This window comes from Dyadobacter sp. Leaf189 (genome assembly GCF_001424405.1).
In the GTDB taxonomy this organism is placed as follows: Bacteria; Bacteroidota; Bacteroidia; order Cytophagales; family Spirosomataceae; genus Dyadobacter.
In genome coordinates this window covers 982,668-1,004,799 of the sequence record NZ_LMPS01000004.1, presented here as the reverse complement: position 1 = coordinate 1,004,799, position 22,132 = coordinate 982,668, and the positions used below count along the sequence as shown (strand labels likewise).

The 22,132-nt window shown below is 45.5% G+C and carries 19 protein-coding genes and 1 tRNA gene; 5 read left to right on the top strand and 15 right to left on the bottom strand.

From position 1 onward, the window contains the following. Positions 1-79: 79 nt before the first annotated feature. Together ASG33_RS13475 and ASG33_RS13470 are read left to right on the top strand one after the other, a co-directional pair. A tRNA-Glu gene (locus ASG33_RS13475) sits at positions 80-151 on the top strand. A 393-nt stretch (positions 152-544) separates the two neighbouring features. Next, positions 545-2,776 (top strand): T9SS type A sorting domain-containing protein, encoded by a 2,232-nt coding sequence (locus ASG33_RS13470; RefSeq protein WP_056285753.1) that lies wholly within the window; start codon positions 545-547, stop codon positions 2,774-2,776. 80 nt (positions 2,777-2,856) lie between these two features. Here ASG33_RS13470 and ASG33_RS13465 read toward each other — a convergent pair whose 3' ends face one another. Continuing rightward, complete coding sequence (locus tag ASG33_RS13465) at positions 2,857-3,984, bottom strand: MBL fold metallo-hydrolase (RefSeq protein ID WP_229238640.1); 1,128 nt, start codon at positions 3,982-3,984, stop codon at positions 2,857-2,859. 94 nt (positions 3,985-4,078) lie between these two features. Here ASG33_RS13465 and ASG33_RS13460 point away from each other — a divergent pair, with 94 nt between their 5' ends. Together ASG33_RS13460 and ASG33_RS13455 are read left to right on the top strand one after the other, a co-directional pair. Then, positions 4,079-5,953 carry a CocE/NonD family hydrolase gene (locus tag ASG33_RS13460; RefSeq protein WP_056285750.1) on the top strand — a complete coding sequence of 625 codons (1,875 nt, stop codon included), beginning with the start codon at positions 4,079-4,081 and terminating at the stop codon, positions 5,951-5,953. A 19-nt stretch (positions 5,954-5,972) separates the two neighbouring features. Then, positions 5,973-6,740, top strand: coding sequence for a ThuA domain-containing protein (locus ASG33_RS13455; RefSeq protein ID WP_056285747.1), 768 nt, complete (start codon positions 5,973-5,975; stop codon positions 6,738-6,740). Between the two features lies 1 nt (position 6,741). Here the strand turns inward: ASG33_RS13455 and ASG33_RS13450 are convergent, their stop codons facing one another. Further along, entirely contained in the window at positions 6,742-8,247 is a 1,506-nt protein-coding gene (locus ASG33_RS13450) for a metallophosphoesterase family protein (protein WP_310589199.1), read from the bottom strand. Between the two features lie 7 nt (positions 8,248-8,254). Continuing rightward, a complete protein-coding gene (locus tag ASG33_RS13445) occupies positions 8,255-9,034 on the bottom strand; it encodes a Fic family protein (RefSeq protein ID WP_056285744.1) in 780 nt (259 codons plus the stop codon). Between the two features lie 107 nt (positions 9,035-9,141). Here ASG33_RS13445 and ASG33_RS13440 point away from each other — a divergent pair, with 107 nt between their 5' ends. After that, complete coding sequence (locus tag ASG33_RS13440; protein ID WP_056285741.1) at positions 9,142-11,340, top strand: radical SAM protein; 2,199 nt, start codon at positions 9,142-9,144, stop codon at positions 11,338-11,340. Positions 11,341-11,349: 9 nt separating this feature from the next. Here the strand turns inward: ASG33_RS13440 and nagA are convergent, their stop codons facing one another. The 12 genes from nagA to ASG33_RS13380 form a co-directional block, all read right to left on the bottom strand. After that, the gene (nagA, locus tag ASG33_RS13435; protein ID WP_056285740.1) at positions 11,350-12,459 is read right to left on the bottom strand and encodes an N-acetylglucosamine-6-phosphate deacetylase; all 1,110 of its coding nucleotides are present in this window, start codon (positions 12,457-12,459) and stop codon (positions 11,350-11,352) included. Between the two features lie 59 nt (positions 12,460-12,518). Continuing rightward, complete coding sequence (locus tag ASG33_RS13430; protein ID WP_229238639.1) at positions 12,519-13,064, bottom strand: pentapeptide repeat-containing protein; 546 nt, start codon at positions 13,062-13,064, stop codon at positions 12,519-12,521. Positions 13,065-13,086: 22 nt separating this feature from the next. Beyond that, positions 13,087-13,383 carry a thioredoxin gene (gene trxA, locus ASG33_RS13425; RefSeq protein ID WP_056285735.1) on the bottom strand — a complete coding sequence of 99 codons (297 nt, stop codon included), beginning with the start codon at positions 13,381-13,383 and terminating at the stop codon, positions 13,087-13,089. 70 nt (positions 13,384-13,453) lie between these two features. Next, positions 13,454-14,503: an acyltransferase gene (locus tag ASG33_RS13420; RefSeq protein ID WP_056285732.1), complete on the bottom strand. Its 1,050-nt coding sequence runs from the start codon at positions 14,501-14,503 to the stop codon at positions 13,454-13,456. Between the two features lie 57 nt (positions 14,504-14,560). Further along, the gene (locus ASG33_RS13415) at positions 14,561-15,895 is read right to left on the bottom strand and encodes a hypothetical protein (RefSeq protein ID WP_056285730.1); all 1,335 of its coding nucleotides are present in this window, start codon (positions 15,893-15,895) and stop codon (positions 14,561-14,563) included. After that, positions 15,892-16,779, bottom strand: coding sequence for a glycosyltransferase family 2 protein (locus tag ASG33_RS13410; protein ID WP_056285727.1), 888 nt, complete (start codon positions 16,777-16,779; stop codon positions 15,892-15,894). Before ASG33_RS13410 ends, ASG33_RS13415 begins: the two co-directional genes overlap by 4 nt. Before the next feature lie 9 nt (positions 16,780-16,788). Next, the gene (locus ASG33_RS13405; protein WP_056285725.1) at positions 16,789-17,742 is read right to left on the bottom strand and encodes a hypothetical protein; all 954 of its coding nucleotides are present in this window, start codon (positions 17,740-17,742) and stop codon (positions 16,789-16,791) included. A gap of 5 nt (positions 17,743-17,747) precedes the next feature. After that, positions 17,748-18,506 carry a DUF5672 family protein gene (locus tag ASG33_RS13400; RefSeq protein WP_056285722.1) on the bottom strand — a complete coding sequence of 253 codons (759 nt, stop codon included), beginning with the start codon at positions 18,504-18,506 and terminating at the stop codon, positions 17,748-17,750. Further along, positions 18,506-19,489 carry a glycosyltransferase gene (locus ASG33_RS13395; RefSeq protein WP_056285720.1) on the bottom strand — a complete coding sequence of 328 codons (984 nt, stop codon included), beginning with the start codon at positions 19,487-19,489 and terminating at the stop codon, positions 18,506-18,508. The genes ASG33_RS13400 and ASG33_RS13395 overlap by 1 nt, the downstream gene beginning before the upstream one ends. Further along, positions 19,486-20,709 (bottom strand): glycosyltransferase family 4 protein, encoded by a 1,224-nt coding sequence (locus ASG33_RS13390; protein WP_056285716.1) that lies wholly within the window; start codon positions 20,707-20,709, stop codon positions 19,486-19,488. The genes ASG33_RS13395 and ASG33_RS13390 overlap by 4 nt, the downstream gene beginning before the upstream one ends. A 63-nt stretch (positions 20,710-20,772) precedes the next feature. Then, entirely contained in the window at positions 20,773-21,429 is a 657-nt protein-coding gene (locus ASG33_RS13385) for an acetyltransferase (RefSeq protein ID WP_056285713.1), read from the bottom strand. 1 nt (position 21,430) lies between these two features. Then, entirely contained in the window at positions 21,431-22,129 is a 699-nt protein-coding gene (locus tag ASG33_RS13380) for a WbqC family protein (protein ID WP_056285710.1), read from the bottom strand. Positions 22,130-22,132: the final 3 nt, after the last annotated feature.

The following is a 22,132-nucleotide window of genomic DNA, read 5'->3' as shown; positions in this document are numbered from 1 at the left end:
CTTTGCACCACGTTTTCGGAAAAGGGAAGCGGAAAAGTGAAAGAAAGTGCAAAAAAGCGCGCGAAGTAGGAGACCAGTCGGCCCATTCGTCTAGCGGTTAGGACACGACCCTTTCACGGTTGAAACAGGGGTTCGATTCCCCTATGGGTCACAAACCGTGCGAAGTAAAGCACTTTCAATCATTACAAAAACCGTCTTGTTTCAAGGCGGTTTTTTTGTTTTCTACCATTGCCCGCTTTGTCGGAACTTCGATCTCTCCTGATCGCGCCAGCCAGCCTCCTCCACATTCCCTCCCATTTTACCTTTCGTACATTGCTGTAATCCCCTGGATAATTATTCAGGAGATTCTTTTGGAGTTTTATCTTCTTTCCTTTCGCGATGCTGCGCGCCCCATCAAATGTAGCTGGGCAAGATTCAATTTTATTCTACATATTTGGGAAATACTTATATTGTATTGTAGTATATTTGACTCAAACAGCTGAATAACTTTCCAATAATTTCACAAATAACTCACATTATTATTGCTCACTAATTTTTACACTCTATGAATTTTTTATTGAAATTGGCCCTTGCGGGTGGATTTATCAGTCCATTGGCAGCGGCTCCGCATAGTGCGACGGGAGAGCTGGTCACAAGCACAGAAGCGGTTATCGTGACAAGCACGGAGGAGAAAAACAAAGAAACTATCAAGAAGGATTTGATAGAACTCGCTGGCCAGGCGTCCTACACAATCAGAAATCCTTATGCAGAGGCGGTAGACAAACCGTTCACTATCGAAGCAAAAACAATGGATCAAATGCCCGCTCCATTGGCAACCAAAGTAACCTGCGGAACACGGAACGGTCAGCCGGTTGTGTGGACTGACGGTGAATACCTTGGTCAAACAAACGATGGCAAGCAAGCATACACCAAGATCGTTGAAAACCGCATTTACTTCAACTGGGGTGGTACCGTGGCCGACAACATCTTTGTTCTGTTTTACCTGGATCTCGGCAAGTTCCCTAACACTACCGATAATGACGCGCTGATCAAACAATGCGTAAACCCGGTCGATCCGAGTACAGCTGCGAATAATTTGCTGGGAAAAACAAATGATGGAAAAATTACCTGCAACGGCCTTGTCATGGAAAACGGCGAGCTGCTGGGTACGTTTGTAGACAATGGTGCATATACTTACCAGTACACGAAGTACGTAGATGGTCGCCTGCGTGTGATGATCAAGCAAGGTGCAGATGATACTCGTACTGACAACTATTCAATGGGACTGCTGCCTGAGACAATCAATGGCACAAAAGGATATTTGAGCGATAAATGGAGAGGCAGGCTGACACTCGAAATGGTGAATGGCTGCTACTGGCCAATTGTACCTAAGTCTGCGACTCCGCTTGTTGAAAATAACTGTCCGGCAAACCCCACTGTCTCGGGTATTTCGGCTATCCAGCAAACCTCATTGCGCTTTACGTTTACAGGTAATGGTATCAGCGCTCTGAAGTGGCGGATTAAGTCAGGTAACTCGGTTCTCCGGGATGGTACTACACCTGATCTGGGAAGTAACAAAACAGTAAATCTTAGCTACGGTTCGTTAAACCCTGGTAACTACACGCTGGAAATAGAAGGTGCAAGCTGTACTTCCGGTACTGCTTCACGTCAGTTCACCATTCAGGAGCCTGTTGTTGTTATCCCTGATTGCCAGGGCGGCCCTTCTGTAACCACATTGAGAAATTTGTCTTCAACTGGCCTTACAGTTGATTTTGCCGGCACGAACCTGCGCAATTTCTCGTGGCGGATCCTCGAAGGTGCTTCTTCGGTTGCAAATGGCAGTACTGGTGTGCTTAACTCAAATACAGCAAATATTTCATACAACTATCTGCAAAATGGAACCTACACCTTCGAAATGAAGGCGCTGGATTGCAAAGCTGCATCTGTTGCTACTAAAAACTTTACGCTGTCAGGAGATACTCGGCCCACTTGCAAAAGAGGTCCTACTTTGCAGACACTGCTGAGTTCAGATGAAAGAAGTTTATCGTTCCTGTTTGACGGAGACGAAGTTTATTCGATCAACTGGAAAATTATGGCGGGCAACAATGCAATTCGTCAGAGCAGCGTATCGCCTCAGAACAACCACCCGGTAATTCAGTATGATCAGCTTCAAAACGGATCGTATACAGTTATGATAGAAGGCGGCAGCTGCAAATCAGATGTGTCAAGCGCGAGTTTCACCATCGGGCCGCTACCTATTTATGTAGCCAATTTTGTTGGAGAAACTGTTGAAGAAGGTGTTAAGCTTTCGTGGGAAGTTGTTTCAGAGCAGGATGGAAAAGAATTCGAAGTAATGCGTTATGATTCTGAAATGAAAAATGCGGAAGTGCTGGGGAAAGTTTCTCTTTCAGATCAGCGCACTGGCTGGTACCATTTTGTAGATCAGAGCCCGCTGCTGGGTATCAATTACTATCAGCTGAAACAGATCGATGTTGACGGTACCTTCACGAAAAGCAAGATTGTTTCTGTGAACCCGGGTATAATCAGAGGAACTGTAGTTGCTCCAAACCCTGCACAAGATTATGTTGACCTTCAATTTTCTTCACGCACGTCCGGAAAGTCAGAAGTTGTGATTTACAATGCTGCGGGAGTGGCAATCGGAAAATCACCCATTCAGATCTCGGAAGGAAAGAATGTACATCGTGTTAATATAAAGAGACTTGTTAATGGAAGCTATTTCATGAAGATCTCCCACAATGGAGAGTTGTCAAGTCTGCGCTTCACGAAAATGGATTGATTTAGTTGAGAGTAATGCAAAAATCCGCTCTGTATAGAGCGGATTTTTTTATGTCCTGACAGTATGCAACCAACTCCGGATTACCGGGATTGTATTTCATCTTCCTTCCACCATTGCCGCCAGGTTTGATCTCCGTCGAGGTTCACTTTTTGACCGATCAGGGGAGTTACCAATGGTATATTTTGTTTACCTGCTTCGGCCACTGCTCTTTGAATGGGCTCATTCCAGTCATGCAGTGCAAGTGAAAACTTAGCCCAATGTACAGGCATTAACTTTTTTGCATTCAATTCTTTGGCAGCAAGTACAGTTTCTTCCGGCATCATGTGAATGTATTTCCATGCTTCATTGTATTGGCCGCATTCAAGTAAAGCTAGGTCGAAGCCGCCAAATTTCTCACCGATCTTCTTGAAATGATGGTCATAACCCGAATCTCCTCCAATGAAGATCTTATGTTTTGGAGTTTGCAAAACCATTGAAACCCACAATGCTGTGTTCCTGCTGAATTCCCGGCCTGAAAAATGGCGCGCAGGCGTAATGTGTATATTGAAGCCGTCGCCCAGCACAGCTGTCTCGTTCCAGTCTTTCTCGATGATCTTAGCAGGCTCATACCCCCAGTATTCAAAATGCTCTCCTGTTCCTAGTCCGGTAACTACCTGTTTTACTTTCGATTTCAGCTTCAAAATCGTCTCATAATCCAGGTGATCATAATGGTCGTGGGAAATGAGCAGGTAGTCAATTTCGGGCAGGTCAGCGACCGAATAAATGTCCGTGCCTTTGAAAGAGGGAGTTGTAAAGGTAACAGGCGAAGCGTGCCCGCTCAGCACAGGGTCGACCAGGAATTTCTTGCCGTCGATCTGCATGAAGTAGGAGGAATGCCCGAACCAGACCAGGATATTCTCTGCCGGATCGAGGTGCAGTAAATCCGTTTTCTGCGAGGGAATTGGCGCTGGCGGTACGTTGAGCTGACTTTTTCCAAAGAAAAAATTGACCATTACCTTCAAGTAGCTCGCACCTTCGGCAAGCGCGGGCGTATTGCTTTCATTCTGGAACTGTCCGTCGCGATAATTTGGTGATTGTTTGATCCTTTCCAGTCGCGCACCGGTAGGCTTTCTTCCAAACTGAGGTTGTTTCATAAACATAAATACACCCAATACCAGCAATGCCAGCAGCACAATAAATATCATCACAAATCTTTTAAGTCGTTTCATTCAGGTTTTACCAGGAAGGTAGAAAGATTTGAGTGCGTCAACCACTTTCTTACGTATTTTTGGTTAGCACATTCGTACTCCATAATTATCCCTTATGAAAATAAGTTTCCTCAGCAGCTTTTTGCTTTTATGTTCGTTAGCTGCATTGGCTCAAAATGCAGTTCTTCCCGATACAGGTTGGGTTAGGAATAACTATATCAAGACGGAACAGTACATTACCATGCGGGACGGTATTAAGCTTTTTACCGCGATATATACGCCCAAAGATTCTTCTCAGACTTACCCGATCTTAATGCAGCGCACACCCTATTCGGTGCGGCCGTATGGTGTCAACAGTTACAGAAGGAGCCTGGGACCGAATGCGTATCTGATGCGCGATAAATACATTTTTGTTTATCAGGATGCGCGAGGCAGATATAAAAGCGAGGGGACATTTCGTGAAATGACGCCGGCAATCGACAATAAGAAGAGCAACAAAGATGTAGATGAGTCGAGCGACACTTATGATACCATTGAGTGGCTTTTAAAACATACCAAAAACAACGGGAAAGTAGGGCAGAGCGGGATTTCTTTTCCGGGTTACTATTCGTCGGCTGCCTTGCCCGACGCCCATCCTGCGTTGGTGGCAGTATCGCCTCAGGCACCTATGTCCGATGAATTTATCGGCGACGACTGCTACCACAATGGCGCTTTCTTTCTGATGGATAACTTTGGTTTTTACAGCGGTTTCGACGGGAAGAAAAGCGCTGACGGGCAGAATTACGACAGCCATTTTCAGGTTAGTTTCAACGATGCTTACCAGTACTTTCTGGATTTTGGTCCATTGAAAAAAACGAATGCAGCACCTTACTTCGCAGATCCCAACAGCATCTGGCGGCAAACAACCGCACACCCGGTTTACGATGAGTTCTGGCAGTCCAGAAATATCAAAAACCATTTGAAAAACATCAAACCGGCAGTTTTGGTAGTAGGTGGCTGGTTTGATGCAGAAGATTTATATGGTGCATTAAAAACGTATGCGGCCATTGAAAAACAAAGTCCGGGCAATAACAACAGGCTCGTAATGGGGCCTTGGACACATGGCGGCTGGGCTGCGCCGCAATGGAAATCCTTTGCGCAGTATCAGTTCGGAGGTGATGTAAATAAATATTTTCAGGAGGATATCGAAACCAGGTTCTTCAATTTCTATCTGAAAGGAAAAGGAAGTTTCGATCTGCCGGAAGTGACGGTTTTTGAAACCGGGACTAATCAATGGAAGAATTACGATGTTTGGCCACCCAAAAACAGCCAGCCGACGCCTTACTTTTTTGATGAGAAGGGAAAATTGTCAGTTTCAAAGCCAGCCGCTGCAAAGAGTGCAAGTGAATACGAGAGTGACCCGGCCAAGCCAGTATCGTACACGAATGTAATCGGTCGCGGCAGGAACAATGAATACATGGCCGAAGATCAGCGGTTTGCCGGACGCAGACCGGATGTACTTAGCTTTCAGTCGGACTCGCTGACGGAAGATCTGACATTGACCGGAGAGATCGTAGCCAATCTGATGGTTTCAATGACGGGCTCTGATGCAGATTTTATCGTCAAGGTCATTGATGTTTGGCCTGCAAATACCACGGTTCCGGCGACGAAAGAAGGCGAAAGGCCCGTTCAAATGGGCGGGTACCAGCAGATGGTCCGGGCGGAAGTGCTAAGAGGAAAGTTTCGTAACAGCTTTTCAAAACCAGAGCCTTTTACGAAGGATAAGATTGAGAAAGTAACCGTGAAGCTGAATGAAGTAGCACATACTTTCAAAAAGGGCCACCGCGTGATGGTACAGGTTCAAAGCAGCTGGTTTCCATTGGTTGACCGCAACCCGCAGAAATTCATGAACATCTTTGAAGCCGCAGAAGCGGATTTTCAAAAATCGAGAATTACAATTCACCACGATTCAAGAAACAGCAGCCACGTTATCCTGCCTGTGTTGAAATAAAGACCTTCGGCCACATTACATGAAAAAATTACCCGGAAGTATTGCCGCTGCCTGGCTGCTCCATTTGCTGCTAAGCTGCACTGCATTGGCACAAAGTCCTGCTTTCAAGGTGCTTGCAATGGCCGAACCGGGCGGGCATCATATCGAGTATTCCAAAAGAGCAAGAATCTGGCTCGACTCACTGGCTTCAAAAAACAACTTTTCGGTCGTTTATATTGATAAAACTGATCCGATTAATGAAGGTTACCTCAGTCAGTTCCAGCTGATAATACAGCTGGATTACGTTCCTTATGCCTGGAAGCCAGAAGCTGCTGCTGCATTTGAGAAGTACATTCAGGAAGGAAAAGGCGGGTGGATCGGATTCCATCATGCCACCTTGCTAGGGGAGTTCGATGGGTACAAGATGTGGCCCTGGTTCTCCGGGTTTATGGGCGGTATCCGGTACAAGAATTACATTTCCACTTTCGCGGCAGCAACAGTGCAGGTTGAGCAACGTCATCACCCGATAATGAAGGGAGTACCTGTCTCTTTTTTGGTTGAGAAAGAAGAATGGTATACCTATGATAAGAGTCCCCGGCCCAATGTGGAGGTACTGGCGAGCGTCGACGAGTCAAGCTATTCTCCCGATTCGCGCATTAAAATGGGAGATCACCCGGTGATCTGGTCGAATCCGAAAGTAAAGGCCCGGAATGTATACATTTTCATGGGACATTCTCCGGTCTTGTTTGAAAGCGAGGCGTACAAGCGACTTTTCATCAATGCGATTTTCTGGGCAGCCGGGCGGTGACCTAGTTTATGCCTTTTCTTTTCTTATAGTCAAGGTACCGCTGGTTATATTCCTTCAATTCAGCCTCTTTGAAGCTTTTTTCATAGCGTTCAGGCAAGTTAAGCCGCTCTTTCATCTGTAATGTGTTCGAAAGCTCGGTCAGGATATTCGTACCGCGATCGTCCTTTTCCAGGTCAAATGCGTCATATAAATCTCCATTGACTGTATAAGCTTTATAGGAAAGCTTGTTTTTGTCTATCGTGATCGCCTGATAAAGCTGCGTATTGGAAGCTGCCCTGTCCATCCAGTCCTGCAAACCGATATCGTACATTTTCGGTCCGCTTACCGACACTACATAAATAGGTCCGTCGGGCTTTTTCCGGCTTTGACCCACAGGCATATTGATACCGCGCCCATAAGTATGATCGTGTCCCTGCAAAACAATGTCGACTTTGTGTTTCCGGTACAAAGGCTCCATTTTATCGCGCCATTCGTCATTGTCGCGGCCTTGCTTGGTGGAGTAAATGGGGTGATGGTGAACAACTACCGTCCATCGTTGCGGATTATTGCTTACTACTTTTTCAAACCATTCTGCCTGCTCGTCACGCGACTTTTTGCCCGAAGTAGCTTCTTCGGAATTCAGGAAAATGAAGCGGCTTCCCTGGTAATCGATGTAATAGGCCGTTTCTTTCAAATCTTCGGGTCCATTCTCGGGTAATGCAAACTGTGGCCGCCAGTGTTTGGAAACCCTTTCTTTCAGTCCGTCTCTGTAATATTCATGGTTACCCGGAACAGCCAGATTGGGCACCATTCCATTGATCCAGCCGCCCGCTTCAAACCACTCACCCCATTCATAATCGTTATTGGACCTGTTGATCAAATCCCCTGCGTGGATCATGAAGTTGGCTTTCGGCAGCGTAGTAAAAGCGCCGCGTACCGCCCGCGACCACAAACTTCTGACATCATTTTGCGCATCTCCGAAGTACAGGAATGAAATAGGCTGGGCCTGGTCGGAAGCAGTAGTGAAGTGAAACCACTCACTCCAGTTCTTACCGTCTCCCACACGGTAAACGTACTGGGTAGCAGGTTTCAGGTTGGTAAAATTGACTTCGTGGTACAATGCAGCGTGCTCTTCAAAAATGACCGGCTGCGTTAATGCCTTAACAATTGTGGCCTTATCTTGAAAATCCGGCGAAGGATCGGCTTCATGAATGGCTGCAACAGCTTCTTTGATTGTCGTATCTGTACGCCAGTTGACCGCCTGGGAAACCGCAGGACTTCCTTTATAACCCAGAATGATCCGGTCCGGAAATGCAGTCGGATGATAAACTTTATTCTGAGCGAATGTATTGGAAGCAGAAATTAGCAGCAGCAGGAACGTAGCTTGAATTTGGGTCAAAAAGCGGTAATGCATCATAGTCGGTTGTTTCACTACAATGATACCATTTTGCGTAGGGATAGGACTATTGAGGCGGGTTGATTTTATGGTTTGGTAATGTTGCTGGTAATCCTGCAGTAGTTGCTGCAAGCGCATATTAGTCGGCAGGTTTCAGTGAAGCAGGTAACATCAAAAGGAATGGCATTGCAGCTTCAAAATTCAGCTTTTCATAGAAGATACCCAGCTTGTTAAGGTTTTTATAGTACTCTCTCACGTGCTGGTAATAGTATTTTTCAGACTGCACATACCATGCATTAGAACCTAGCTTTGCCGCTAAAAACCACTTTTCCAGTAGCCTTCCCGCTCTTCCGTTTGCATCATTAAACGGGTGAATACAAACGAATTGCAGGTGAATCCAGGAGGCATAATAAAATACCTCTTCCAGCGAGAGTTCCCTTGCAAGCAAACTGGTTATATCATCCCAAAGCTGCTGCATTTCGGTTTGTACTATGTGAAACGGCGCGGCTTCAAACTGAATCTTTCCCGATTGATGTTCAAGTACAAGCATTTCATTCCGGCGATAAACTCCCCGCCACTTTTCCGGGAGTAAATGCTGTGAAATAATCGTATGTGCATTCAGAAAATTTTCAGAGGTAAGATGGTTTTCCTTCGCAAACAAATAGGCTTTAAAAAGATCATTTGGCTTTTCGGTCAGCTCCGGAAGGTATTCTATATTCTGTAACTTATGTTTCAGGTAACTGTCAACTTCCATTGTCTCACCTTCTATCTTAGACGAGGAAATAACTGCTACCGACGTGTAGAATGTAAAGCTATTGGGAGAAAGGCTGGCATTCTGAATTTCGTCAAACGCAAGTGACAAGTCGAAATCAATCAGTTGGAGGTATTTTTCTAAAAACTGTTCTGGTAGGACTTTCATACCCGGTGTTGCCGACGAATGTAAATGTTTTAAAAAGGAACAATAATAGGTAATTCCTGTTCTTTTCAATGGTAACCTTAACTTTGTATTAAAAAGAAACTGCCGCTTTGCAACAGAAAACGCTCTTCATCACACCGCCTTTTACTCAGCTCAATACACCTTATCCGGCTACGGCTTATCTGAAAGGGTTTTTGAATACGCTGGGGCGGGAATCTTATCAGGCTGATCTGGGCATTGATGTGATTTTGGAGCTGTTTTCTTCGAAAGGACTCCGACAGCTTTTTCAGCAGCTCGACGATTCAGATGCGGAGCTGACTGAAAACAGCTTTCGTATTTACTCGCTCCGCGATGAATATATCAGCACGATAGATCCTGTTATCCGCTTCCTGAAAAATAATAATCCGACGCTTGCCCACAGCATTTGCGACAGAAGTTACCTGCCCGAAGCCAGTCGCTTTCAGCAGTTGGAAGATATGGACTGGGCTTTTGGTACAATGGGCATTCACGATAAAGCCCGGCATCTCGCAACGTTATATCTTGAAGATCTTGGTGACCTGATCCAGGAAGCAATTGACCCGCATTTTGGTTTCAGCAGATATGCCGAGCATTTAGGCAGATCAGCGACAAGCTTCGATGAAATGGAAGAAGCACTGGAACAACCTGATACCTTGCTCTCGCAGATCTTAAAAGACGTTTTGGCGCGTAAAATGCAGCAGTACCAGCCTGACCTGGTGTGCATTTCAGTGCCTTTTCCAGGTAACCTGTATGGCGGCTTTAAATGCGGGCAGTATTTGAAAGAGCATTATCCTGCTGTTAAAATCGCAATGGGCGGCGGTTTTCCTAATACGGAATTACGCACATTGAGAGAGCCACGCGTTTTCAATTACATTGATTTTGTGTGTCTCGATGACGGAGAGGCGCCACTTCTTTCACTGCTCGACTATATTGATGGAAACAGGGCAATCGGAGAAATGAAGCGCGTTTACTCGCGTGTGAATGGAGCGGTAGTGTACCACAATGGCGCGAAGGAGCGTGATGTGGCGCAGCGGGATACGGGAACTCCGGATTACAGCGACCTGCCGCTTCATGATTATCTGTCGGTAATCGAGATAGTAAATCCAATGCACCGCCTTTGGAGCGACGGTCGCTGGAACAAGCTTACGCTGGCCCATGGATGTTACTGGGGCAAATGCTCGTTTTGCGACATTTCCCTGGATTATATCCGTCGATACGAACCTATGACGGCTGCTCTATTGTGTGATAGGATTGAAGAAATCATTGCGCAAACCAATCAAAATGGATTCCACTTCGTCGACGAGGCCGCTCCACCTGCATTGCTGCGCGACCTGGCGCTGGAAATAATCAGGAGAAAGCTGACGGTGGTTTGGTGGACCAACATCCGGTTTGAAAAGAATTTTACACACGATCTTTGTCTGCTGTTGAAAGCTTCCGGCTGCATTGCAATTTCCGGCGGGCTGGAAGTGGCTTCTGACCGTCTGCTGGAAAAAATGAAAAAGGGTGTGACAGTAGCTCAGGTTGCGCGCGTAGCTGATGCATTTACGCAGGCCGGGATCATGGTACATGCTTATTTAATGTACGGTTTCCCGACACAAACCGCACAAGAGACAATTGATTCCCTGGAAATGGTCAGGCAGCTGTTTCAGGCTGGCATTGTGCAGTCCGGGTTTTGGCACCGCTTTGCGATGACGGCGCACAGTCCCGTCGGACTGCATCCCGAAGAATTTGATGTCATGCGAATCGGGCCTGAAAACGGGCATTTTGCCAATAATGACCTCGAACACCACGATCCGCTTGGGGCTGATCACGAACGTTTTTCAGAAGGATTAAGGAAGTCGCTTTTTAATTACCTGCACGGGGTTTGTCTGGATTTTCCACATTCACGCTGGTTTGATTTCAAGGTGCCTGTTACCTCGATACCACCTAACTATATTGCAAAGAGCATCAGCGCGCTTCCGGAGTCGGCAGCCCGGCCCAATGCGGTTATTGTTTGGTTGGGAAGCTTACCTGAAATGGCTGTTTTTGAAGAAAAGCGAGGCAATCGCGTTGTCGAACTTGCTGAGCTGGTATTTTATAATAAGAAGAAGGAATGGGCAGTTGAAGCCGATGTTCCTGTTGCTGACTGGCTGGTTGAGATTTTTCCTAAGTTGCTGATCAGTAATTCCGAACCAATGCTTTTCGAGCAATTCGCCCGACAATATGAAGCAGCAGGTTTAGGGGATTTTGATCAATTCAGAAAAACCAAAACCTGGCTGGACTTGAAGAATGGCGGTATGTTGGTTTTATAGTAAGTGCTTTCAGTACTTTAAAACCTGAAAATCCGAGAGGTCATCATTGAATGTGGTAAAAACAGCGGGGTAGCCTATCTCAATTTTGCCTATCTGATCAGCTAAACCCAGTGCCTGTGCGGGCCGGATCGTAGCCATTTCAATCGCTTCCTGCAAAGGTATTCCCACGATCTGAACTGCATTCCTTACTGCATCTGCCAGGGAAATGGTAGCACCTGCCAGATTTCCATCCGAATTGGTGTACCGCCCATTTTTCAGGTAAGCATCAAATTCGCCCCATTTAAACTCGGTCACTTTCTCGCCGAGAAACAATGCATCTGAGATCAGGAATAATTTATCTTTCTTGATTTTATAAGCAACACTAGCCGCGCCGAAATCGCAATGCACACCATCAATAATCAAGGGAGCATACACGGATTCTGTATCAAATGTAGCACCCACAAGTCCGGGCGAGCGGTGGCCAAATGCGGACATTGCATTGTACAAATGCGTTACCAGCTGAATTCCCTGTCCAAAAGCCTTCACCGCTTCATCATAAGTTGCGTTCGAATGGCCGGCGGAAACAATTATCCCCGAGTCAAGGAGCATCCGGATCTGGTCTTCCGTAAACATTTCCGGCGCAATCGTGATCAACCGGATTATACCTTTTCCAACAGCAATAATCTCCTCCAATTCCGCATTCGTCGGTTTTCTGACGAACTCCGTGAGGTGGGCGCCGCGCTTTATCGGGTTCAGAAAAGGGCCTTCCAGGTGCATTCCGAGTACTCCAGAACCTGGATTCTTTTCCATATAGCTCCGCGTTGCTTCAATTCCTTTCAGAATGTTCGTGTGCGGAGAAGTTATCAATGTCGGAAGAACGTAAGCTGTTCCCGTATTTACACTGGCAGTATAGATATCGTCAATGGTTTCCTCGTCGGCACGTTCCGTGAAGTAAAACCGCTCGCCTCCATTGATGTGACTATCGAAAAGGCCGGCGGCCAAATTTGGTATGCGCGTTACACCAGGATCTGGCTGGGCGTATTCCATGCTTGCTATTTTGCCTTCTACAATCTGGATGAGCTGGTCTTTTACAACTTCTGAACCTGTGAATACCTGGCTGGCGAACAATTGAACGGACATAATGCGGAATCGTAATTTGATTTTGTCAAGAAACGAAAAATGAGAATCGCTTCAAAATACTACTTGATAATGATGTCAAAACGGGTAAGCAAGCCGGCTAGATCCGAGGACAAAAATTTTGCCTTTTTAACATTATTGGAAGTAGGGTCAATCGTAAAATTCTTGCTGGTAGTGAAGTCAAGACCGGCCAGATTGGTATTATCGAACACGGCGTCCCAGAAATCACAATCGTGCAACTTGCATTTGGAAAGATCAGCCTGCGTGAAATCCGCACCGTGTATCTTGCATTTACTGAAAGTCGTCTTATTCAGCTTCTTCCGCTCAAAAATGGCATAGTCAAGAATGCATTCTTCAAACCTGGCAGCAAAGGCGAAGTCTTTCGTTTCTGAAAAGTTAACCCCGAGCAATTTGCAGTTGATAAACTGAATGTCAGAGACTTTGCAGTTTTTAAGAAGCGCATTGCTCAGGTTGCAATTCTTGAAAATACAATCTATAAAATCAATTCCCGACAGATCGGAAAACGTGCAGTTATTGAACGTAATTTGCTCATAAGCAGATTCCGAAGGTTTTCTGTCGGTGAAATCTGCATTGTTAATGGATTCCAAATGCTTTGTCTCAGGTGAAAGGTCAGATATATTTTTTGATGATCGATTTCAGCTGGGCAGCCTGTACCACACCCGATTGTCTCCACATCGGTTTACCATTTTTAAACACGATCAATGTAGGTACACCCTGGATTTTGTAAGCGCTGGCAGCAGCCTTATTCTTATCTACATCTACTTTGATAATCGTTGTTGAATCTCCTAAATCAGCCTTTAACTCGTCGAGAATTGGCTTCATCATTTTACAAGGTCCGCACCATTCAGCTGAAAAATCTACCAATACTGGTTTGTTTCCATTGATGAGTTCTGAGAAAGTCGCCATGATTTCTTTTGTTTTGAAGTGTTTGGTTTGACAGTTCAAGAACGGGCGTGCTGCTTCGTTCTCTGCTTATCTAACTCCATTTGTCCCGTAAAAATTTCCCAAAACGCATTTCAATCCATTCGTAGGTAAAATGCGAATAGGCAATGGTGAGGGAAATAGATGTGACCAGCGAAACGGCGATCATCAGGCTCGTAGGCTCGGATTTGAGGAACCTGAAAAGTACCACATTGACTAAAATCAGCACCAGCGCGTGATTGAGGTAAATGGAGTAGGATATCTTGCCCAAATATTGAAAAGGAGCGCTGGAAAGAAGCCGCGTAACTATTCCGTCGGAGCTGGCAAAGATGATAATGCCGGCTGAAAACAGCACTGGGAATGCCAATTTCCAAAGGTTAAGATCCAGGTGGTGAACTGCATACATAGCAGCCAGCAGGACGATCAGGAAAGGAATTTCAAGGATTGTAAGCTTGAATGTTTTTTTACTTAAAATCAAATGCGTGAAAATGCCGAAGCAAAAGCACAGCAAACCCCGTACAAATCCGTAATCGTAAGCAAGCAGGTATTCTCCTCTTGACACGATGAATAATGCAGAAAGTAGCGAGAGGAGCGCAAAAGCAAAGTATTTGAATTTTGGCAAAAACAGGATCACAAGCCCGAACACCACATAAGAGATCATTTCGGCCGATATTGACCAGGAAGGATAATTATTGCTAATCCACGCACCAAACACCGGCGTGGATCCCATGAAAGTAAGTGCGTCGAATGCAGTGTAAAAGTAGTAGGAGAGCCCCAGGCTGGCCACATTCTTCATCGGGCTTTGTTCTCCAACCAGATTCGCAATAACAAATACGATCTCCGTGAAGAACAAAAGCGGGTAAAGTCGGATGAATCGTTTTTTCAAAAACTGAAAGAAGTCGCTTCCGGTACGAATCCGGTCTACGTAGTTCAATGCAATCACGAAGCCGCTTAGAACGAAGAAGAAATCGACGAACAGACTTGCGTTGATTACAAAAAAGTTGTTGTAAAGGTCAGCGTCCTTGAACGCGTTGTGATGGTGGGCGATGACAAGTACCGAAAATATTCCCCTAAGTCCATCCAGTTGTTCAACTCTGCCTTTCATGAGAATAATTTTGACCTGCCGAAATGCCTGTAAGCTGGTGGTCGGGAAAATGTAAAATTAGGTGGTAGTGACAGTTGTAAGTTTGGTTGCAACCGGCCGCTGGTGGTAGCTGTCAAGATAACGTATGCCCAGGAACCGGATCATCACGGCGTAAGGGAACCAGAATGCGATATCGTAGGGCCTTCCGCCGGTAACAAGCAGTACCATCATAGACAGGAAAAAGAAAGCCAGAAATGTGCTCAGTGCGTTGGTTGCCCTCCGTATTTCGCGAATAGCAAAAAGGAACAGGAAAAAGTTGAAGCTAGCGAAAAACAAGAACCCGAAAATGCCCTGATCCACCCAGGCTTCCAGAATAGGTACGTCAAGATAGTCGCTCTTGTATCCTCGTCCGAGGAAAACGTCCCAGGAGAACAAAGTTTCGAGGAATTCTCCGAAACCGCTAACCCTACCCATAGCGGAATAATCCACATCTGCTTCTTCCGAGAGCCGCACGCCGGTAGATGTAAAAATCACATCCAGAATCCTGTCCTGAAATACATCCCAATAGCCAAGCAGCAGGTTCAGGATATCGCCGTACCGGTTCAGGAAATAGTTGATCCCGACCAGGATGATGGCGATAAAGATGAAGTTGCGGAATTTGAATGCATTTCCAACTGCGGTAACAATGTCGGACGCCTTGAACCGGAACAGGAAATAGGCCGATGCCGCGATACCAAGTCCAAGGTAACTCGACTTGGCGAGTGACAGGATTACAACTCCCAATCCGAACAGAATGGAGAAGAAGAGGAAAATTCTGGTAATCAGATCTTTGGTGTTGCCGAGCATCACAAACGCGCTGAGCAGGCAAATTATGCCATTTCTTGCAGTGATGTGCGGGTTACCTCCGGGCTGTGCGCCTTCGTTGGCGAAGTTTACCGCGGCGCGCATTCCGGGTGTCCAGTTTGGATCGGTGATAAGCGAGTAAACGAGCGTGATATTTGTGAAAAATGACATCAGAAAGACCACCAGAATCAGGGTGTCTTTGATATCATTGGGGATATGCAGCAGCAGAATAATGAACCCGAATGTAAAAACGAAGTTCCCGATATCGGCTACCGCTTTTCCTACATAATTCAGGAAAAAGAAGTAATAGAGCGCCATTAACAGAAACCCGAGGCCCAGGTTAAGCAGGATCACATTCGGCTTGTAGAGTCGCTTGAACAATGTCGGCGGAACCATCAGCACCAGTGCAAGCGAAAAGAAGATCGCTGTAAAAACGCTGCTGGCGGGTCCGATACCCAATGTATCCCTAATAAAAAATATCAAAGGAAATCCGTTGAACATCATTGCGATGCCCAGGGAATACCTGAGATAGTTAAAATTATTAGCTACATTAAGTAAGCTCCAATTCATCTGGAAAATCTGTAACGAATGTATTTGAAATCCGACCGGAGAACGAAATAAGCAATTTTACGAACCCGGCACCAAAGATACTTGATTTTGTTGAGCGCAGCCGAACTGTTCCTAGAAATGTACAATTCCTGAACCCGCTTGTGTTCCTCAGCTCCCACGTGTGCGATGGTCGACGATTTGGCATCTTCATGCACGCGCAACGCGCCACCCAGCCCGTCGATCTTCCGTGTAGTGGTTTGAGAATGAGAAGTATACCTGGTTACAAACTCGTAGTCGAATGCAAAACGGTAGCTTTCGTCAAATAACCCGTACTGTTCAACGAGCCTGCGCTTGAAGAACAATGACTGATTGTGTATTTGCATTCCTTCCAAAATCTGGGAATCAAAGCTGTATGAAGTTGTTTTTAAAATTTCAGTTACCTCATCGTCAGTTGAAATCATGAATAAATCGCCGTACAGAATATCAGCATTATAGCTGGTGGCCGCTTTTCCAAAACGCTCGAAAGTGCCCGGGAAATATACGTCGTCTGAATTTTGGAAGCTGATGTAATCGCCGGTAGCTCTTCTTAATGCTTTATTGATCGCGTCAACCTGGCCTTTATCTTTTTCTGAAACCCACCACGTCAGGTATTTTTCATACTTTTTGATCACCTCCACGCTTGCATCTGTGGAGCCGCCGTCGACGATAATGTATTCAAGGTTTGGATAGTTTTGGTTAAGTACGCTCAGTATCGTACGTTCCAAAAATGCAGCCTGATTATAAGAAGGCGTAATAATGGTCAGCTTGGGGAAATTCGAAGCCGCCGTAGCCAGCATAGCCCGATTTACCTTTAAGCCTGACAGGAATTTACGCAGTTCCAGCGTGTATTGTTCCAGAGAATGCATAGTTCCTGATTAAAACTGATCGATATAAGTGGTGATTGTCTTCAATTTGCCAGCCAGGTTATTCCTGACAATCCTGTATTTTTTGATGTCAGCGACTTTGCCCGGAATGGGAGCATTGCCCGTCGGTACCAGATGCTTGTAGCCTGCAAGACTCTTTTCATAGTAACCCAGCAGGTTCTTGAATAGATTGTTTTTATTGATCAAACCATAATGATTCGACCAGATCGGGTCAAAAATAGTTAGCCCGGCAAAGTCAACGGAAATAAGCGGCTGGTTATCTACCAGATACTTGCCCGCACTTAGGGACAGGTCTTTGTTCAGAACCGCCTGTAATCCGAAATGCCAGCCTGAATGCCTGATGATTTTAGTCTTTGGGAGCAACACCGGTATATAGTTGAGCCAGAGCTGGTCCATATTCATCCCGTTGCAAAGATCGTAAGTGGCTCTGTCCAGGGTGCGGTTTGCCCACCAGGTTAGCGTATCACGTACTTTTTCATTGTTTCTCAAAGTCCAGCTTCCTGAATGGAACATCCCGATATTCAAAATCCTCTTATCGTCAAGATAGGAAGACGGCGTTAGTGGTTTGAGAATGTTGGGAGTCAGAAAAATGTCATTTTCGTTGTCCAGGATCGTTTCAGTCGACTGGAACAAAACCACAGTGGGAGCAAGGAAAGTAAGTGTCTGGCAGTTTGCATTTTCTTTCAGGATAAACTGTGCAACCCACGGGCGGCAGGCGGCCAATAGCTCGAAATCAAAATACCTCGAAACCATTTTATCCCAATCCTGGATCGCAACTTCGGTGATATTGATTACCCTGATGTTAGCAGGTAACTCAGGCAAAGCGGCATTGTCAACCCAGCAAAGATAGAAAACAGAACCCGGCTGAAACTTCTGCACTGAATCCGCCAGGGTAAGCGCGTGCGGCAAAGTTGTTCTGTTACAAATTGTATATGTGATATTCATGAATTTTAATCGGCTTCCGGCATTGTTTGAAAATAAGGCAATTCCTGGATATTGGACCGGGATATGCCTGTCAATGCAAATGGTAATGCATTTCCGTCTTTATGGTTAAATGCATTTTGTACAAAATGGTTGCGGACAACATCGGTTGGCTTGCGCAAATGAGGCCAGAACCTGTTTGCCTCCAACTCCCAGAATACAGAATCCGCATTCGCCAGGGTTTCGTCGTGACGGTACTGATAAGCTTCTTTTCGCTTGCTTTTCAGCACTTTTGTCATCCGTTCTATGCGACAAAGGTAAAGTCCATTATCCGCATAACCTTTTCCGAATAGTATTTTCTCCTCTGCGTTCAATCCTGACAGCCTTTTTACGACATTGTCCGGCACCGACTGCTGGCTACCAAAGTAAGGGCCCGCTTTGATGTAATCGTAGCCTTGCTTGCACCAGTAATAGAGCTCGTCCCTTACTATCCAGCTATTCAGCTCGTGGATCAGCAGGAAATCACACCAGTTGAACCGGTCATAAAAATCCTCTAATAAGAACAGCGAAGCCAGCTTATTGCGGGATTCAAAATATGTTTTCGGGAAATAAATAACGTCTATTTCCTCATTATGCTCTTTTACGATCGACAGATCGGCGCCCTCATACGTAATGAAAATAAGCGGGTACTTTTCCAGCTTTTCCAACGTGTTATGCAGGATCTTCTCTTCCGTTGGATTGATCGCAGGATTCAGGATAGGGACGACAACCGATACAAGTTCTTTCATCAGAATGTTTCCAGCTGATCAATAACATAATTGATCGGCATCTTTAAATATTTGCGCACACGCTGATAGCGACGAACCGGAGCAGGCTTTATATACGCACATTCAAATTTGCGGTAATAAGCATTCCCGTTGGCTATCAGGCTGTCGCGGTATAATGCAAACAATTCTGTAAGATCCGGCCGCGCACTTAGTTCGAAACGGTCCTGGTACTTGGAAAGAATATCCGGCTTTGCGGGATCGTAGCCGCTGTAATGGAAGAAAATCAAAGGATTATTTTCATTGACAAAAAAGGTATTGTCCCTCTTCGTAAACACCCTTTCATGCAAATTCCAGTAAGCCGCATTATAGCCGGCATTTCTTTCAATGTGGGTCTGTGGAACGAACAAGGGAAGGAAATTCATCCAGTTCTGATCTACAAAAAGCCCGTTGCAAAGATCGATCAGACATTCATACCTGAGCTTTTCCTCCCACCACTTTATGAACTCAGAATTAATTTCACTGCGCCGGAATGCGACAAAGCCAAGGTTGTAAATCCCCGTGTTCAGGTGGTGCAGCTCGTTGGGCGTCAGCCGATCCTCAATCGGAGAATTCAAATGCGGGGTAAGTACTGCGTCGCTTTTTTGCAGAGAATTCAGTAATTCAGTAAGCGGCTGAAAAACAATAATATCCGGATCGAAGTAGATTACATTCTTCGCCTCTGGATAATGTTTAAAAAAATAGGTGAAGTAAAATGGCTTTACCGCGGTATTCAGCTCTGTAATGTTGTATCTATCAGCCATTTCCTGAAAATCCCTGATCTCGATCTTGTCAATTTCGATCATCGGGAATGCGGGAGCATACGAATCGTCGAAGGATACACCCTGCAACAAATCAACCAGTCCGATGAAGAACCTGACGTCGGGATTGGTAGCACGAAGGGAATCCCCTAAGGTCCTGGCCTGCGCTAAATAGTTGATTGAACAAATGGTAAAGGCAATGGTCATTGATTGTGCTGTTCCGAAACCTGTAAAGGTAGATACTTTTGAATAATGGCTTCGATGCTGCCGACACTTTTCTCGGTATTGTGCCTTTCCAATACCTTCTGGCGGCCTTTTCTGCCCAATGTTTCCCTTAATGCTGGATCAAGTACCAGCTGGATAATCGCATCGGAAGCCGCTGAAATATCCATATAAGGTACCACGAAGCCAGCGTCACTCTCGATCAGCTCGGGTGCGCCACCTGCATCTTCGAAACATACAACAGGTATTTCCTGCAATGCAGCTTCCAGTACCACCAGGGGATATGGATCTTCTCTCGAACTGAGCAGCAGTACATCAAACCTGTTGATATAATCCAGCGCAAATGGAGTAGGGGGGACCAGGATAATCCTGTCGCTCAGCCCCATCAGGCGGATATCGCTTTCTATCAGCTCATAAATTTCGTGCTGGGGTCCGGCTCCGATCCACACAAAGTAAACCGGCAGCGGCGTTGTTTTATGAATTACCCGCTTTGCAATCCAGTTGAAAATATCATTTCCCTTCCGCCATTCCGCATTGCCGCAGCCACCGATCACAATCGCATCGCTGGGTATCTTGTAGGTTTTTTCAAGAATATCATGCTGCAACGTTCGGAGCTTCTGATCAATGTGCTCGTGGTCGATCAGCGTAAATGTACTTACGTGCGCGGCGGGGAAGTTGTATTTTTTGACGTAGTAATTTGCTACTGCATTGGATACCGCTATCAGGTGATCCGTTTTGCGAAGCAGGAAGTTCAGGTGCTTTTCGTGAGAGTACATTTTCACCGACATTGCCAGTTCATGTACAAACAGTACAAGCGGAACGTGGTGCAGGAAAGTCAGGAAGTCGTGGTAAACGCCTGAATTGGCAATGGAATTAACGAAAACAAGGCCGATATTCTGTGCTTCCAGCTCGGTAATCAGGCGTTCGTTGCCTTTTTGCGTGGAGCGTTCCTCGTAATATTTATACAGGTGTACCTTTTTGAGAAGCTTTCCGGTAAACGGATGCGGCGCAACTTTATAGTTCTGATAAAGCCGGGTAATTGTCACGACCTCTTCAAACTCTTTTTCAAGCTCTCCGCCACTGCAAAGCAGCAAATGCATCGGAACCCCGCGTTCCTTTAAAAGCCTCAATAACTGCAAAAGCAGCAGCTGGCTCCCGGCGCGGTTTGCGTCATGACTGACGAATAAAATTTTCTTTTGCTCCATTAACAAGAATCGCTTTCTCAGACTTCAGATATCCCAAACTATACCCGCACAGATATCAATGTATCAGTAAGCTTCGTGACTCAGTTTTCCAGGCACTTTCTTGGCTGGATTTCCCACGTAAATTCCCCATTCTTCGGTTTCCTTCGTTATTGCCGAAGCCATGCCGACCAATGTTCCCTGCGCGATGGTAGTATAATCGCGGATCGTGCTGTTTACACCGAAAAATGAATATGATTCTACCACACAATGTCCCGACAGGACAACGTGGGAGGTGAAAAATACGTGATCTTTAATTTGTCCGTGGTGACCAATATGATTGCCGCTCCACATCACCACATTATTGCCGATTGTGGTGAAAGGCTGGATCGTATTGTCTTCCAGAATGAAGCAATTTTCCCCAATTTCATTGCCGAAAATGGTTGCTTTGGAACTGATGTAGGAGATAAACTGGTAACCTTTCGCCTTCGCTTCGTTATAAATCGCTTCCCGGTTCCGGTTCATATTCCGGCCCGTCATCGGCGCGAAGAATGAATATTCAGCAGGTGAAAAGATAGTTTCCACATCTTCAAATGCGACAACAGGCAAACCCTTAAAAGTATCCTGCTCTATGTATTGCCGGTTGACCGTGAAAGCAACTATCTCATGCTCAGAATCGTGGGTCAAATAGTAATGTGCCAGCTCAGCTGTATCGAGTACTCCAAAAATAATGATCTTAGCCATTCTATATTAATTCGTATGCTTTCAGTTGCGCCCTGATTTCTTCGGGATTATTAAACATCAGGATATCAATTATTGATAACCAAGGTACGAAAGCATTTTTAAATTGGATGTAAGGGCTTGGAAGACTTTTAATGAAGTCGAGCTTTATACCTTCCCCTTCAAATTTACTTTTATCGTACAATTCCATGCCACCAATCGGATTGATATAATGTCTGGCGCCTTCTTGTTTGCAAATGTCCAGAATTCTATCCTGTCCTTTCAGGTGTGTATTGTTATAGATTGTTGAAGAAGGAATGATTTCGGTGTCAACTTCCATGTATGCGCAGGTTCTCTGGAGCGCGTGCAGGGTCAGTTCATAGATTGTTCTGACATCTAAATTTACAATTTCTTCTGTCAGATCAAAAGCCTTTTGATAATAGGGGGCTTTCTGATAGGATTGTTGTATCGTTTTCAGCAGTTTCTTCTGCCAGGCTTCTGTTTTCAGGAGCTCTACTTCATTGATGAGCTTGTTTTGACTGGCATCTTTCAACGGGATGGTAAAAAGGTGCGGTTTTCCCGAGACCAGAATGTTGTTCCTGTTGATCCAGCCTTTGTTGATGAAGTTGACATCGTCATAGATGATGAACTTGTCAACCGCATTGATCAGCTGAAAATACCCTATATATGGAAATATATAAGGCTGCATGATAGCAATAGTCATTGG

Coding starts and splice junctions, on each gene's coding strand:
- ASG33_RS13465 (WP_229238640.1), bottom strand. CDS start 3,984: ATGAAACGACTTAAAAGATTTGTGATGATATTTATTGTGCTGCTGGCA.
- ASG33_RS13385 (WP_056285713.1), bottom strand. CDS start 21,429: ATGGCTAAGATCATTATTTTTGGAGTACTCGATACAGCTGAGCTGGCA.
- ASG33_RS13420 (WP_056285732.1), bottom strand. CDS start 14,503: ATGAAAGGCAGAGTTGAACAACTGGATGGACTTAGGGGAATATTTTCG.
- ASG33_RS13390 (WP_056285716.1), bottom strand. CDS start 20,709: ATGGAGCAAAAGAAAATTTTATTCGTCAGTCATGACGCAAACCGCGCC.
- ASG33_RS13415 (WP_056285730.1), bottom strand. CDS start 15,895: ATGAATTGGAGCTTACTTAATGTAGCTAATAATTTTAACTATCTCAGG.
- ASG33_RS13405 (WP_056285725.1), bottom strand. CDS start 17,742: ATGAATATCACATATACAATTTGTAACAGAACAACTTTGCCGCACGCG.
- ASG33_RS13410 (WP_056285727.1), bottom strand. CDS start 16,779: ATGCATTCTCTGGAACAATACACGCTGGAACTGCGTAAATTCCTGTCA.
- ASG33_RS13470 (WP_056285753.1), top strand. CDS start 545: ATGAATTTTTTATTGAAATTGGCCCTTGCGGGTGGATTTATCAGTCCA.
- ASG33_RS13460 (WP_056285750.1), top strand. CDS start 4,079: ATGAAAATAAGTTTCCTCAGCAGCTTTTTGCTTTTATGTTCGTTAGCT.
- ASG33_RS13445 (WP_056285744.1), bottom strand. CDS start 9,034: ATGAAAGTCCTACCAGAACAGTTTTTAGAAAAATACCTCCAACTGATT.
- trxA (WP_056285735.1), bottom strand. CDS start 13,383: ATGGCGACTTTCTCAGAACTCATCAATGGAAACAAACCAGTATTGGTA.
- ASG33_RS13395 (WP_056285720.1), bottom strand. CDS start 19,489: ATGACCATTGCCTTTACCATTTGTTCAATCAACTATTTAGCGCAGGCC.
- ASG33_RS13455 (WP_056285747.1), top strand. CDS start 5,973: ATGAAAAAATTACCCGGAAGTATTGCCGCTGCCTGGCTGCTCCATTTG.
- ASG33_RS13380 (WP_056285710.1), bottom strand. CDS start 22,129: ATGACTATTGCTATCATGCAGCCTTATATATTTCCATATATAGGGTAT.
- nagA (WP_056285740.1), bottom strand. CDS start 12,459: ATGTCCGTTCAATTGTTCGCCAGCCAGGTATTCACAGGTTCAGAAGTT.
- ASG33_RS13400 (WP_056285722.1), bottom strand. CDS start 18,506: ATGAAAGAACTTGTATCGGTTGTCGTCCCTATCCTGAATCCTGCGATC.